Source organism: Anaerobacillus sp. ABA4_114 (assembly GCF_056159065.1).
On record NZ_JBSWUM010000001.1, the window covers coordinates 1,559,857 to 1,573,798 of the forward strand.

The window sequence follows — 13,942 nt, forward strand, 5'->3', positions numbered from 1 at the left end:
TGTCATGAGAGTGTTAGCAGTCGTAAATCGCATCCTAAAGCAATTTTTGCATGATAAGCGGACGATGGCATTGATGATACTAGCTCCCATCCTTGTCCTAACTATGTTATCTCTCGTCTTAAATGGAGAAGAGTTGGGATTAAAGATTGGCTTAATCGATGTCCCAAGCACTGTTTATACTAATATGGAGCAAGAGAATGTCGCATTTGTTAAATTAGATTCTGACACAGATGTTAATGAAACGCTTGAGCAAGAGGGGTATGACGCGATCTTAACTTTTGAACAAGGGGAAAGTAAACTAATACTAGAGGGTAGCGATCCATCTATAAATAATGTGATCATAGATAACATTAAAAATGAGATTAGCCCAAATACAACACCCGTCTCACTATCGGTAGAGCATTTGTATGGCTCTCAGGATCTAACTACCTTTGATAACATTGGACCGGTTTTGGTAGGCTTCTTCATATTCTTTTTTGTATTTTTAATTGCTGGAGTTTCGTTTTTAAGAGAAAGAACGCAAGGAACGTTGGAAAGATTACTTGCTAGTCCTATCAAAAGATGGGAACTGGTGATGGGATATGTCATCGGCTTTGGAATCTTCACGACGATTCAATCGTCCATTATCGCCCTTTATAGCATTTATGTCATCGACTTAATGATGGAAGGTAGCTTTTTCTATGTGTTAATCATTACTGTCATGATTGCATTAAGTGCGCTGACGCTTGGAATACTGTTATCAGCCTTCGCAAAGAATGAACTTCAGATGATTCAATTCATTCCTCTAGTAGTCGTACCTCAATTCTTTTTTGCAGGGTTGTTTAAATTAGAAACGATTTCGGATTACCTGAGTTGGCTAGGTCCGTTAACACCTCTCTATTACGGTGCAGATGCACTTCGAGACGTGATGATTAGAGGACAAGGATTGAATGAAATCTGGACGAACTTAGTAGTGCTAGGAGGTTTTTCAATCGTTTTTATCATAATGAATATATTTGCTCTGAAGAAACACCGTAGCATATAAGGAGAGGGTGTAATGGGTAAGCAAGAAGATATAAATGAATTATTTAAGTCAAGTGAAAGTGATGTCTATGGTGAAGGGTTAACTCCGAAGCAGAAACGTATTCTTGAAGCGGCAATCCAAATGTTTTCTGAGAAAGGGTACTCGTCTTCTTCGACGAGTGAGATTGCGAAGCGAGCAGAAGTAGCAGAGGGAACGATTTTTAGGCATTATAAAACTAAAAAAGAGTTACTGTTAGCAATTGTGACGCCTGTTATGAGTAATCTGCTAGCACCCTTCATTATTAGAGACTTAGATAAGGTTCTTAAGAAAAACTATAAAAGCTATGAAGACTTTCTCATTGCAATCGTGAAAAATCGGCAGGAATTTATTGGAAAGCATAAATCTATAGTGAAAATTTTAATTCAAGAGATCCCTTTTCATGATGAACTTCGCAGCCAGTTTATCGACCGAATTGGAAAAGAAGTTTATACGCGATTAGAAGCAATCGTGTCGCATTTTCAAGCTAAAGGCGAGCTGGTTGAAATGCCTACTCAAACAGCGATAAGATTAACCGCCTCATCAATAGGTGGTTTCCTCTTTGCAAGGTACATCCTCCTTCCAGAGCACGATTGGAACGACGAGGAAGAGCTAAAACATACGATCCATTTTATTATGAATGGAATGAAAGCAAGATAACACCTAGCACTTATGCTAGGTGTTTTTCTATTCCATCTATCTTGAGTAAAACAAAGGTTGTTAGTGAAATTAGTACCTTTCAGGTAAGACATAATTCATATAGCACCGGAATACTAGTGTAAGGAGTACATGCTAGGAAAGGGGGACATTTATGGAAGAAGTTCTACGTGTCCTGCCCGAAGGAGTAAAGGAGATTATCAAACAGTATTCAAAACAGGAAAGAGGTGGGATCGAAGAGATTAGATTACGAATTAACCGGCCTCTAGAAGTGATTATTAACGGCAGCCCACAGTTTCCTCGTCTTAATGGTAGAGAGTACTACGTTTCAAGAGAAGATGCTTCTCAAATGACGAATAAATTAAGCCAATATTCTTTGTATGCGTTAGAGGAAGAGTTGAAAAAAGGCTTTGTCACCATTCAGGGTGGCCATAGGGTGGGGCTCGCTGGGAAGGTGATTACATCCAACGGGAGTGTTAAAGCGATTCGAGATATCGCCTCATTCAATGTAAGAATTGCTAAGCAAAAGATCGGGATTGCTACCCCGCTATTATCATACCTATATTCAGATGGTTGGATGAATACAGTTATCCTTGGTCCTCCAAATTCAGGGAAGACAACATTGTTGCGTGATCTTACAAGATTGATGGCTGAAGGAGATAAAGGAAGACGGATCGCCTCTTCAAAAGTGGGCATTATTGATGAACGATCTGAAATTGCAGGGTGTGTAAAAGGCATACCTCAGCATCAATTAGGAAAAAGGGTCGATATTCTTGACGCGTGTCCAAAAGCTGAAGGAATGATGATGATGATTCGCTCGATGAGTCCTGACATTCTGATCGTGGATGAAATAGGTGGACTTAAAGAGAGTGAAGCCATTATCGAAGCCGTTAACGCAGGCATCAGACTTGTTGTGACGGTGCATGGAAATACGATAGAAGATTTATATAGGCGACCGAGCATTCAAGAATTGATAAGATCCGGAATGTTTAAGCGCTTCGTTGAACTTTCCAGAACAAGAGGGCCAGGTACTGTGAAATCGGTGAAAGACCATAAAGGAAATGAAATACGTCGTTCGAAGGTGATCTAGCATGAAGCTACTCGGTGCAATTTTAATTGTATTAGCAAGTACCTGGGCAGGTGTCGAATGGTCTAGGACGGTAAGTGAGCGGTCTAGACAACTCCGAATGCTAAAGTCAGCCCTTCAGTCTCTGGAAGCTGAAATCGTTTATGGCATGACGCCTTTAAGCGTAGCTTGTAGTCATATTTGTAGACAAGTAGGTCATCCTGTCTCATGGTTTTTCGACTCTTTCAGAAAGAAGCTAGAAGAAGGCCATACGACGGCATATGATGCCTGGATGAAAAGCATGGATGAAGTTTGGAAGTATACTGCTTTCAGACAGGAAGAGAAAGAAATTATGAAACAGCTTGGTGCAACGATTGGCCAACAGGATCGTGAGCATGAGCAAAAGCAGTTGCAGCTTGCTTTGATCCATTTAGAGAGAGAAGAGCAAGAAGCGAGAAATAATCAAATGAAATATGAAAAGATGTTCAAAAGTCTCGGGTTCCTAGGAGGTATTCTTCTCGTCATTCTATTGATTTAGTCACTGGGAGGATAAGCGGATGAATCATGATGTGAACAAAATATTTCAGATTGCTGGGATCGGAATCATCGTAGCGATGCTACACACGATTTTAAAACAGATGGGGAAGGAAGAATACGCTCAGTGGGTCACATTAATAGGTTTTATCGTCGTTTTGTATATGGTGATCACGATAATCGATGACTTATTTCAGAAAATCCGGGGAGTCTTTCTTTTCCAGGGTTAGGGGGTGTCGGCGATTGATATTGTACAAATAGTTGGAATAGGGTTGATCGCAACATTCCTAGCCATTGTCGTTAAAGAACAAAAGCCGGTCTTCGCATTTACAATTACCGTGTTCACAGGAGCAATAATCTTTCTATATCTCATAGGGGAAATCCAGCATATTATTCAGATGTTGGAAGGCCTAGCTTCAAAGGCAAATATAGAGATCATCTACGTAGAAACTGTGTTGAAAATAATAGGGATTGCTTATATTGCTGAGTTTGGTGCACAGATAACGCGAGATGCCGGTCAGGGCGCGATCGCTTCAAAGATTGAACTTGCCGGTAAGTTACTGATTATGGCAATGGCAATTCCTATCCTTAAATTAATCATTGAAACAGTTTTGAGATTGTTACCGACATGAGTGAGAGGAGGAATGGGACATGCCTCTTAAGAAACTGATGCTCTTGCTGTTTTTCCTCTTTATCTTTTATCCTTCTGAGGCTTTAGCTGATGATGGTGAAAGCAAGGAAACGATGACTGATCAATTTGTAGACAAGCAGTTAAATTCGCTCGGCTTACAAGAAATTCAAGCATATTGGAATCAAGTGCTTGATGAGTATGGGGGATTCTTACCAGAAAGTCAAAAAGGTACGTTTTTGGAGTTTGTAAAAGGAGAAAAGCAGCTATCTTTGAAAGCTTATTTCATAGGATTTGTGAAATTCCTTTTCCATGAACTATTAGTACATGGAAAGTTACTAGGAAGTTTAATTTTGCTTACTATTTTTAGCATATTACTCCAGAACATGCAGAATGCATTTGAACATAAGGCAGTAAGTACAGTTGCCTACTCTATTACCTATATGGTGTTGATCATTCTAGCTTTGAACAGTTTTCATGTAGCGATTCAATATACAGAGACAGCGATTACGAATATGATGAGTTTTCTCCTTGCGCTGATTCCACTCTTGCTAGCTCTCATGGCATCCGTGGGTGGAATAGCATCCGTAGCTTTCTTCCATCCGATCGTTTTGTTTTTAGTGAACACTGGAGGCTTGTTAATTCAGAAGTTTGTTCTACCTTTATTATTTCTATCGGCGGTGTTGGCTATCGTTAGTACGATTAGCGAACATTATAAAGTTACACAGTTATCTAATTTACTTCGAAATATAGCGATCGGAACACTGGGAGTGTTTTTTGCTATATTTCTAGGCGTGATATCTGTTCAAGGAGCAACGACAGCTGTTGCTGACGGAATCACGATTAGGACTGCAAAATTCGTTACAGGAAACTTCATCCCGGTTGTCGGTAGGATGTTTACAGATGCAACAGATACAGTCCTAAGTGCATCGGTTCTATTAAAAAATACTGTTGGACTAGCAGGGGTTGTTATTCTGCTCATGCTTTGTGCTTTTCCGGCATTAAAAGTACTTGCTCTAGCGCTGATCTATAATATCGCTGCAGCAGTCATCCAGCCTTTAGGTGGCGGTCCTATGATTCAATCTCTAAACGTTATTTCAAAAAGTGTACTATTTATTTTTGCAGCACTATCAATTGTATCTCTCATGTTTTTCTTAGCCGTAACGATCATTATTGCTTCAGGAAATATTACTTTAATGGTTCGTTGAGGGGGGGGATTGGATGGATATTATTACAGGGTGGGTAACAAACATTATCTTGCTTATCCTGATTGCAACTGTTCTTGAACTGCTGTTACCGAATTCTAATATGCAACGGTACGTGAAGATGGTGATTGGACTCATGTTGATGGCAGTTATCCTTTCACCTTTGCTTAAGATATTTACGGAAGACTTTGACGCAATGCTTAGATCGGTTACGATCAGGGATTCAAATACGAGCATCCAGATGGAAAATAGCATCGAAACAAAGAAAAGTGAAATACAAGCTTCAAACTCTGCATATATTGAAGAACAAATGGCTGTCCAATTGAAAAGTCAAGTTGAAAAGGAGTTGAGGGAACAATTTAATTTAGAGATTAGCGATCTTGCGTTAGCTTTAGGGGAAGTTGAAGGCGAGAAAAATATCGATCAAATAGCAGTCAAAGTTAAAGAATACAGTGAAGAGACAGCGGTGAATGATATTGAAGCGGTATCGATATCGTTTTCTGAGAGCGAAGAGGAAGAATTGAATGCAGATGCCAAGAAAGTAGCTTATTTTTTAGCAGATGAATGGCAGCTTTATCCGAATCAAGTTGGAGTTGAGGTGGAGGGGGGTGAGTAGGTGCCATGGAAAGTAAGTCAAGTTGGCTCGATCAATTAAAAAAGCCGAAGAAGAAAAAAGGAATGCCGCTTTTATATCTTGTTATAGCAGTGGGGGTAGGGATACTCTTCATGTTTACCGAAAACTTCTTCGCATCGCCAGGTCCAGCACAGGTGGTTACGTCAGATAAAACTGCTTCGAATGAAAGTGAACCTGCATTTGGTCAGAAAGCTTCAAATCCATCAACGATTGCAGAATATGAAAACCATTATGAAACACAGTTGAAAGAAGCGCTGGATGAGGTGAAAGGAGTATCGAACGCTACTGTAATCGTAAACTTGGATTCCACCGAAGAAAAAATAGTAGAGAAGAATCGCACTTCTACAGATAAATATACTTATGAAACACCGAACGAAGGTGGATCTAGGAAAATCGAGGAACAATCCAGCGAGGAGCAAGTGGTCGTAATACAAAATGATCAGGGTCAAGGTCCTATCGTTGTTTCAACTAGAAAGCCAGTCGTACGTGGTGTGGTCGTTGTGGCTGAAGGTGCAGAAAGTGCTCAAACGAAAAAGATGATTGTAGATGCAGTAACAAGGTTGTTAGATGTGAAGAGTCATAGGGTTATGGTACTTCCGAAAACCGAAAAGGGGGATTCATAATATGGTCTTGAAAAAGCAAACTGTCTGGCTTCTTACAATGCTTAGTTTGATTATCGTTCTATCGGCTTATTATATCATGACACCTAATTCTGAAAACGTGGCTTTTGTAGATGATCAAGAACAGAGCCAGGAGGAATCTAAGAAAGAAGATGCGAAAGAAACAAATGCAGATGAAGATATGGTAACATCGAGCGTCTCAAGCGATGAAACGTTTGCAGCACTTAGGTTAGATATTCAGGAAGAACGAGACGCCGCAATTGAGGAATATACTGCAGTGATTGCAAGCGAAGCTTCAACGGATTTAAGGAACGAAGCTCATGAACAACGTCAAGAATTACTAGCTTTATCACAAAAAGAATCTGTCCTCGAAAATTTAATAAAATCAGAAGGATACAGCGATGCGATTGTATATACACTGGCTGATAACAAAGTGAGGGTCATCGTTAAAGCCGAACAGCTATCGAATGAAGAAGCCAACAACATCATGGTTTTGGCTCAAGAACAGCTAGGAAATCAGCAGCGAATCGCAGTTGAATTCCAGCCAGTAAAGTAACGTGAAAGGTGGAGGAGACTCCACCTTTTTTATTTTGGTTACATTTATATCGTTTTTTAGTTTCCTTAATGAAAACGATTACGTAATTTGTTACGCTAAATAGAAGACTGATTTAGCTAAACTACCATCGACCAATATGATATGTTATGATAAATGGGCTTATGACCTGCTCATATATAATGGTCTTAAATCATGGGGTGTATTCTTTCTGCTATTAGTAGGAAATACTATTGAGCAGAATATCTATGGTATAATCAGTAGTAAACGAGGCATGGTTCAAAAACGCCTCATTATAAAAAACAATTGTAAATGATAGGGAGTGTAGATTTTGTTAAAAGTTCAAGAAATCCGCGAATTGATTAAATTAATTGATGAGTCGAGTATTGATGAATTTGAATATGAAAATGAAGGTTCTAAGGTAGTTTTAAAGAAGAACGACGTTCAATATGCTCAAGCGCCGCAAGCAGTTCAACAGCCTGTTATGCAGGAAGCACCTGTAGCAGCACCTCAACCAGAAGCGAAAGCTCCTGTTAAAGAGCAAGCAAAAGAAGAATCAGCAGATCAGCAAGTTGACGACTCATTACATAAGATTGAATCTCCGATGGTTGGTACGTTCTATGCTCGTCCTAATCCCGATTCAGATGCGTACGTAAATGTTGGGGGAAAAGTGTCTGAAGAAAGCATCGTATGCATTATTGAAGCTATGAAGCTCTTTAATGAAATCGAAGCAGAAGTTAAAGGGGAAATCGTTGAAGTACTAGTAGAGGACGGGCAGCTGGTTGAATACGGACAGCCTCTGTTCCTAGTGAAAGAATAAGGCGGTACGCATATGACTATTAAAAAGATACTCGTTGCTAACCGAGGAGAAATTGCTGTACGAATTATTCGTGCTTGTGAAGAGATGGACATTGAAACAGTAGCAGTATATTCCCAGGCCGATAAGGAAGCATTGCACGTAAGACTTGCTGATGAAGCTTATTGTATTGGACCAACTGCAGCCAAAGATAGCTATTTGAACTTCACGAACATTATGAGCATCGCAACTGTAACAGGTGTAGATGCAATCCATCCAGGATATGGTTTCCTTGCTGAAAATGCAGACTTTGCTGAACTGTGCCGTGAATGCAATATTACGTTCATCGGACCAAGCCCTGAAGCAATCAGTCGTATGGGCACAAAAGATGTTGCACGTACAACGATGAAGGAAGCGGGAGTACCGATCGTTCCTGGTTCTGAAGGTGTCATCAAGGACGCAGATGAAGGTGTCGCTTTGGCTAATGAAATGGGATACCCTGTCATCATCAAAGCTACTGCTGGTGGTGGAGGAAAGGGAATTCGTATCGCGAAAGATGAAAAAGACCTAGTCAAAGGAATCAATATTACACAACAGGAAGCTTCCACTGCATTTGGAAACCCTGGGGTTTATATTGAAAAATTCATCGAGGACTTTCGCCATGTGGAGATCCAAGTATTAGCAGATAATCATGGAAACGCGATCCACTTAGGTGAGAGAGACTGTTCGATCCAAAGACGTCTTCAAAAGCTAGTAGAAGAAACACCATCTCCAGGTCTCGATAGTAAGATCAGAGAAAAAATGGGGGATGCAGCCGTTAAAGCTGCAAAAGCTGTTAATTATTCTGGAGCTGGAACCGTTGAGTTTATTTTCGAACCAACAGGGAACTTTTACTTCATGGAAATGAATACTAGAATTCAAGTTGAACACCCTGTAACAGAAATGGTTACTGGAGTTGACTTGATTAAAGAACAGATTAAAGTAGCTTCAAACGAAGAATTGAGCTTTAAACAAGAGGATGTTACCTTTAAAGGCTTCTCGATCGAATGTAGAATTAATGCAGAAGATCCTGACAAGAACTTCATGCCTTCTCCTGGTAACGTGCATATGTATTTACCGCCAGGCGGCTTCGGTGTACGCGTTGATTCAGCGGTATATCCGGGCTATGATATTCTGCCGTTTTATGACTCCATGGTTGCTAAACTGATTACGTATGGAGAAACTAGAGAAGAAGCGATCTCGAGAATGAAGCGTGCACTTGGTGAATTTGTGGTAGATGGTGTTAAGACCACGATACCTTTCCATATGCGACTCATGAACCACGAGAAATTTGTAAGCGGCGACTTTAACACAAAGTTTCTCGAGAAATATGATCTAACTGAAAAAACTACTAATTCTAAGTGAGGTGTTCATAAATGAATGAAGTTCAATCTTTTGAAATGGAAGAGCACGATACAGGGCTTGGAAAAGTCGAAATATCTCCGGAAGTCATCGAGGTCATCGGAAGTATCGCCGCATCGGAAGTAGATGGTGTAGCTGAGATGAGAGGGAACTTTGCCTCTGGTGTCGTTGAGCGCTTTGGTAGAAAAGACCATCGCAAAGGAGTAAGAGTTGAGCTTGGCGAAGATGGCATCATTCTTGATGCTTTCGTAGTTGTGAGCTATGGACTCTCAATCCCTGAAGTATGTCAGCAAATTCAAGAAAACATTCGACAAGCTCTTCTTACGATGACTGCTCTAGAAATCAGTGCAGTCAATGTAAGTGTAGTCGGTATCACATTTGATAAAAAAGAAACAGAAGATGAAGAATAAGTAGAGGGGATCTGATCCCCTCTGCTTTTTTGTTTTTAGAGAGATTCACAATTGGAAAACCTGTATTTGTCTATTACAATATGCTATCATCTATTGGTATAGCAATATTAGCGTAAAAGGGGTATAGCAATGAAAAGAAGACATGCAAGAGAAAAGGCCATACAGGCGTTGTTTCAAATAGATGTGACAGACACCGATCCGAAAGAGGCGCTGGAACACGTATTAAGCGATGGAGAAGGTGACGAGTTTTTATCTGAGCTTGTCTTTGGAACGCTTGAAAACCTAGAGGAAATAGATGAAAAAATAAAAGCCAATCTCGTTAACTGGAACTTTAACAGAATTGGAAACGTGGATCGATCCGTATTAAGGATGGCCTGCTATGAAATGACTGCAAGAGAAGATATTCCAGTTAATGTAAGTCTGAATGAAGCTGTAGAACTTGCTAAGATGTTTGGTGGAGATGAGTCTGGACGATTCGTTAATGGCGTTTTGTCTAAAATGATTCAAAAAGCTTAACAAGTTTGCGGTGGAAGGAGGGGGAAGATTGGTAACAGATCGATATATTACAGTAACTGCTCTAACAAGGCATGTGAAAAGAATGATCGACAATGAGCCTGCACTACAGGATGTATGGCTTAGAGGAGAACTTTCTAATGTGAAGCTGCATAGTAGAGGGCATTTATATTTTACTGTTAAAGATGACAAATCTAGAGTGCAGTCCGTTATGTTCGCTGGCAATAACCGTCATATGAAATTTAAACCTGAGAATGGTATGAAGGTATTGATCAGAGGTGAGATTTCAGTCTTTGAACCATACGGACAGTATCAATTGTATGCTAGGGAGATGCAACCTGATGGCATTGGAAACCTTTATCTAGCTTATGAAGAACTTAAGAAGAAGTTAGAGTTTGAAGGTTTATTCTCAGTTGATCGAAAAAAACCGATACCTCGATATCCTTCTGAAATAGGTGTCATCACTTCTCCTACTGGAGCTGCGATCAGAGATATCTTCACAACGATTAAGCGTCGTTATCCCTCTGCACGAATCACTGTTTTTCCTGTTCTCGTTCAAGGTGTGAATGCCAAAGACTCTATCGTCAGAGCGATAGAGATGGCAAACTCGATGGAAATGATCGACGTATTAATTGTGGGTCGAGGTGGCGGATCGATCGAAGAGCTATGGGCTTTTAATGAAGAGGACGTTGCTAGAAGCATCTCTCGTTCGAAAATCCCTGTTATTTCTGCTGTTGGACATGAAACGGATTACACCATTTCAGATTTTGTTTCAGACTTAAGAGCACCTACTCCTACTGGCGCAGCTGAGCTAGCAGTTCCTAGCATGTTAGAGCTGAAAGAACGTCTGGAACAGAGGGTACATAGACTCATTAGAGTCATGAAAGAAAAGAAGCAAAGTGAACAAGAACGACTTTTACGCCTTCAAAGATCGTATGCCTTTCGCTATCCGAACCAGTTGTTAAGTCAAAAAGAGCAGGAGCTTGATTTACAAGTCGAACGGCTTCGTAAGACGATGAAACGCCAGATCGACTACACGAAAGAGCGTGTTGAACGAAATCATAAACAGCTTCTTAAAAAGCACCCAGAGCAATTGGTAAGAGAATCTGCGAAGGGACTTGAAGACCTACGTTCATCGTTATATAAAGAGATGTCTAGGGTTGTTCAAGGCAAGCAAAGGGATTTCGCACATGCAACGGGTAAGTTGGATGCACTCAGCCCGTTGAAAATCATGAAGCGTGGCTATAGCCTTGCATACAAAGAAGACAAGTTAGTGAAGTCAGTTAAGCAAGTTGAGCCTGGTGATGTCATAAAGGTTCAGATGACTGATGGAAAGATAGATGCTCACGTATGGGGATTGGAGGAGAATGATTCACATGGAGAAGAATGAAGAAAAATACGAAAACGTTACGTTTGAAGAAGCGATGCAGAAACTTGAAGAAATCGTTGGCTCTCTTGAAGAAGGGAATGTTCCACTCGAAAAAGCAATTTCACTCTTTCAAGAAGGGATGAACTTATCGAACCTTTGTCATGATAAGTTACAGTCGATCGAAGGGAAAATGGATCAGATTGTTGGTGAGAATGGAGAGATTAAACGCTTCTCGGTTCAGGAGGATGAGGCGTGACGTCAGATCTGACTACTTACATGAAAGAATGTAAGAAATTAATCGATGGAGAGTTGAATGGGTTCATCTCACAACTAGAAATGCCGAGTGAGTTGAAAGAAGCGATGCTATACTCTGTAGATGCAGGAGGGAAGCGGATTCGACCTATTCTTATGTTGGCAACAGCAGAAGCGTTTGGCGCATCCAAAGAAAAAGCATTTCATGCTGCGAGCGCCGTAGAAATGATTCATACGTATTCGCTGATCCATGATGACCTCCCTGCTATGGATGATGATGACTTGAGACGGGGAAAGCCAACGAATCACAAAGTGTTTGGTGAGGCTGTTGCAATCCTTGCAGGAGATGCATTACTTACACAGAGCTTTGAGGTTATTAGCGATTCATTGTTACGAGACGATCAGAAAGTGAAGTTAATAACGCTTATGGCACGTGCTGCTGGTCCTAGCGGGATGGTTGGCGGACAGATAGCCGATCTTTCTGGTGAAGAACAAGAACTCACTCTTGAAGAGCTTGAATACATCCACCATCATAAGACGGGGAAACTGCTTGTATACTCGATTCTTGCGGGTGCGGTAATCGGAGATGCAACTGATGAACAAATGTCTCATTTAAAACAATTTGGAGAACATTTAGGACTCGCTTTTCAAATTAGCGATGACATTTTAGACGTTGAGGGTGACCAGGAAAAGATTGGGAAGTTACCTGGAAGCGATGAAACGAATAAAAAGAGTACCTATCCAAAGCTTCTTACTTTGGAAGGTGCAAAAAATAAACTAGCCTCTCACTATGATGAGGCGCTACTGCATTTAGCACAAGTTGGGGTAGGTACTGATCGGTTGCGTTCTCTTGCTAAATTTATTATAGAAAGAGATCATTAGAACAAAATTGAGAATATATAAGTATTGTGGTATAATACAAATAGACTGAGTGGTGCAGTATTCTAGTCAGTCCGGCTATTCTGAAGGCGGGCCTAAAAATCCGCCATAGGGCACATCGATGAAGTTCCTGGTGTTGGCTTGAGTCGCCCAGACTTGGGTCGATGCTGGGAGTTAAGGTCGCAGGGCGATCCACAAAGGCATGTGGGCGTTGACCCTGCTTCCGCGGAGGCCTATTCTTGTAGCTTGCGCGGTTAACGCCGCCAGCTATGAAATGGGGTATGAACCTGTTTCAGTCGCCAGGGATGCGGCTGAACAGCGTAGCCTGCCTTGAGTGGAGCTAGAGGGGATTATGGTTTATTGGAAAGGCGTTGCTAGGCCAGCATGCTTTTTCTACCACCCATATGAAATCTGCTCTGCAAAAGAGGCTAGGAATTGACCAGGACTGTTGAGGAAAACTCCTAGACTGTTCCGAGTGACACTTAAAGGGGATTATAGTGCGGACTAAGTGGTAATCCAGTCTAGCCAATGGTGACACGCTAAGACGGATGTAAAGGGAAACCGCCTGGACGGCGACGTTCGGGTATCCGTTTGGGAAAACCTACTGGACCTAAGCCGCAGTCTTTACTCTTTAAGTGACCACTCTGCGATACATAACGACGAGGTTGTTCACTTGACAGGATGAGGGAATTGAACTTCCTCATGTTTCACCTGTTATGCTGAACACCTCTTTTTATTTCATATTCACAAGGAGTAAAGATGAAAGCTTCGATATCAAAGTCCATAAACTGGAGTTTAGCGATTGCCGTTATCACACTTGTGTTAGCGGCTATTTTTTCAATCATATCAACAGCTGTTTTGAGTGGCGTAACCTGGGCACTCGGAATGGTCGTCGTTTTACTGATCGTTCTTATAGGAATATTTTTTGATACAATAGGAGTAGCTTCCACTGCTGCCAATGAAGTGCCGTTCCATGCGATGGCAGCGGAACGACTGACTGGAGCAAAGCACGCTATCTTCATTACACGAAACGCAGACCGCGTGGCAAGTTTCTGTAATGACGTGATCGGGGACATTTCGGGTATCATAAGTGGTACTGCAGCAGCTGCCGTTGTCGTTCAGTTGACACTTCAACTTGGACATGACGAAGGATCTCTGTTTCAATATATAGTATCAGTAGTATTTACCAGTGTTGTCGCTGCCTTGACTGTAGGGGGAAAAGCCCTCGGTAAAACGTTTGCAATTCATTTTTCTACACAAATCATCTTTCAAGTAGGTCGATTCTTATACTTAATTGAAAAAACGTTCAAAATTAAGATGGTTGCAAAACAGTCCAAGAAGAAAAAGAAGCAAGCGTAAATCGAAATATAGAAGGGGAGGACATTC

At 41.0% G+C, this 13,942-nt stretch carries 18 protein-coding genes; all 18 read left to right on the forward strand.

The features are described 5' to 3' along the window. Positions 1-4: 4 nt before the first annotated feature. The 18 genes from ACXAEY_RS07795 to ACXAEY_RS07880 all read left to right on the forward strand — a co-directional run bounded on the left by ACXAEY_RS07795 (position 5) and on the right by ACXAEY_RS07880 (position 13,915). The gene (locus ACXAEY_RS07795) at positions 5-1,024 is read left to right on the forward strand and encodes an ABC transporter permease (RefSeq protein ID WP_474811182.1); all 1,020 of its coding nucleotides are present in this window, start codon (positions 5-7) and stop codon (positions 1,022-1,024) included. A 12-nt stretch (positions 1,025-1,036) separates the two neighbouring features. Then, complete coding sequence (locus ACXAEY_RS07800; RefSeq protein ID WP_474811184.1) at positions 1,037-1,699, forward strand: TetR/AcrR family transcriptional regulator; 663 nt, start codon at positions 1,037-1,039, stop codon at positions 1,697-1,699. A 151-nt stretch (positions 1,700-1,850) separates the two neighbouring features. Beyond that, a complete protein-coding gene (gene spoIIIAA, locus ACXAEY_RS07805; RefSeq protein ID WP_270179233.1) occupies positions 1,851-2,786 on the forward strand; it encodes a stage III sporulation protein AA in 936 nt (311 codons plus the stop codon). A 1-nt stretch (position 2,787) separates the two neighbouring features. Continuing rightward, entirely contained in the window at positions 2,788-3,300 is a 513-nt protein-coding gene (gene spoIIIAB / locus ACXAEY_RS07810; RefSeq protein ID WP_270179232.1) for a stage III sporulation protein SpoIIIAB, read from the forward strand. Positions 3,301-3,319: 19 nt separating this feature from the next. Then, positions 3,320-3,526: a stage III sporulation protein AC gene (gene spoIIIAC, locus ACXAEY_RS07815; protein ID WP_224878330.1), complete on the forward strand. Its 207-nt coding sequence runs from the start codon at positions 3,320-3,322 to the stop codon at positions 3,524-3,526. A gap of 12 nt (positions 3,527-3,538) precedes the next feature. Beyond that, positions 3,539-3,928 (forward strand): stage III sporulation protein AD, encoded by a 390-nt coding sequence (gene spoIIIAD, locus ACXAEY_RS07820; RefSeq protein WP_270180586.1) that lies wholly within the window; start codon positions 3,539-3,541, stop codon positions 3,926-3,928. A gap of 19 nt (positions 3,929-3,947) precedes the next feature. Next, positions 3,948-5,132 (forward strand): stage III sporulation protein AE, encoded by a 1,185-nt coding sequence (gene spoIIIAE / locus ACXAEY_RS07825; RefSeq protein WP_270179231.1) that lies wholly within the window; start codon positions 3,948-3,950, stop codon positions 5,130-5,132. A 13-nt stretch (positions 5,133-5,145) separates the two neighbouring features. Beyond that, positions 5,146-5,745 (forward strand): stage III sporulation protein AF, encoded by a 600-nt coding sequence (spoIIIAF, locus tag ACXAEY_RS07830; RefSeq protein WP_270179230.1) that lies wholly within the window; start codon positions 5,146-5,148, stop codon positions 5,743-5,745. A 5-nt stretch (positions 5,746-5,750) separates the two neighbouring features. After that, entirely contained in the window at positions 5,751-6,386 is a 636-nt protein-coding gene (gene spoIIIAG / locus ACXAEY_RS07835) for a stage III sporulation protein AG (RefSeq protein WP_270179229.1), read from the forward strand. A gap of 1 nt (position 6,387) precedes the next feature. Continuing rightward, positions 6,388-6,939 (forward strand): SpoIIIAH-like family protein, encoded by a 552-nt coding sequence (locus ACXAEY_RS07840; RefSeq protein ID WP_270179228.1) that lies wholly within the window; start codon positions 6,388-6,390, stop codon positions 6,937-6,939. A gap of 328 nt (positions 6,940-7,267) precedes the next feature. After that, entirely contained in the window at positions 7,268-7,756 is a 489-nt protein-coding gene (gene accB, locus ACXAEY_RS07845) for an acetyl-CoA carboxylase biotin carboxyl carrier protein (protein ID WP_474811188.1), read from the forward strand. Positions 7,757-7,768: 12 nt separating this feature from the next. Next, positions 7,769-9,136 carry an acetyl-CoA carboxylase biotin carboxylase subunit gene (gene accC, locus ACXAEY_RS07850; protein WP_270179226.1) on the forward strand — a complete coding sequence of 456 codons (1,368 nt, stop codon included), beginning with the start codon at positions 7,769-7,771 and terminating at the stop codon, positions 9,134-9,136. A gap of 11 nt (positions 9,137-9,147) precedes the next feature. After that, a complete protein-coding gene (locus tag ACXAEY_RS07855) occupies positions 9,148-9,543 on the forward strand; it encodes an Asp23/Gls24 family envelope stress response protein (RefSeq protein ID WP_270179225.1) in 396 nt (131 codons plus the stop codon). 129 nt (positions 9,544-9,672) lie between these two features. Beyond that, positions 9,673-10,059, forward strand: a complete 387-nt coding sequence (gene nusB / locus ACXAEY_RS07860) for a transcription antitermination factor NusB (protein WP_270179224.1) — start codon at positions 9,673-9,675, stop codon at positions 10,057-10,059. A 28-nt stretch (positions 10,060-10,087) separates the two neighbouring features. After that, positions 10,088-11,446 (forward strand): exodeoxyribonuclease VII large subunit, encoded by a 1,359-nt coding sequence (gene xseA / locus ACXAEY_RS07865; RefSeq protein ID WP_474811190.1) that lies wholly within the window; start codon positions 10,088-10,090, stop codon positions 11,444-11,446. Beyond that, positions 11,433-11,681 carry an exodeoxyribonuclease VII small subunit gene (locus ACXAEY_RS07870; RefSeq protein WP_442865072.1) on the forward strand — a complete coding sequence of 83 codons (249 nt, stop codon included), beginning with the start codon at positions 11,433-11,435 and terminating at the stop codon, positions 11,679-11,681. Before xseA ends, ACXAEY_RS07870 begins: the two co-directional genes overlap by 14 nt. A gap of 20 nt (positions 11,682-11,701) precedes the next feature. Then, on the forward strand, positions 11,702-12,559 hold the full coding sequence (locus tag ACXAEY_RS07875; protein WP_474814762.1) for a polyprenyl synthetase family protein: 858 nt from the start codon (positions 11,702-11,704) through the stop codon (positions 12,557-12,559). 756 nt (positions 12,560-13,315) lie between these two features. Further along, positions 13,316-13,915, forward strand: a complete 600-nt coding sequence (locus ACXAEY_RS07880) for a CNNM metal transporter family protein (RefSeq protein ID WP_270179220.1) — start codon at positions 13,316-13,318, stop codon at positions 13,913-13,915. Positions 13,916-13,942: the final 27 nt, after the last annotated feature.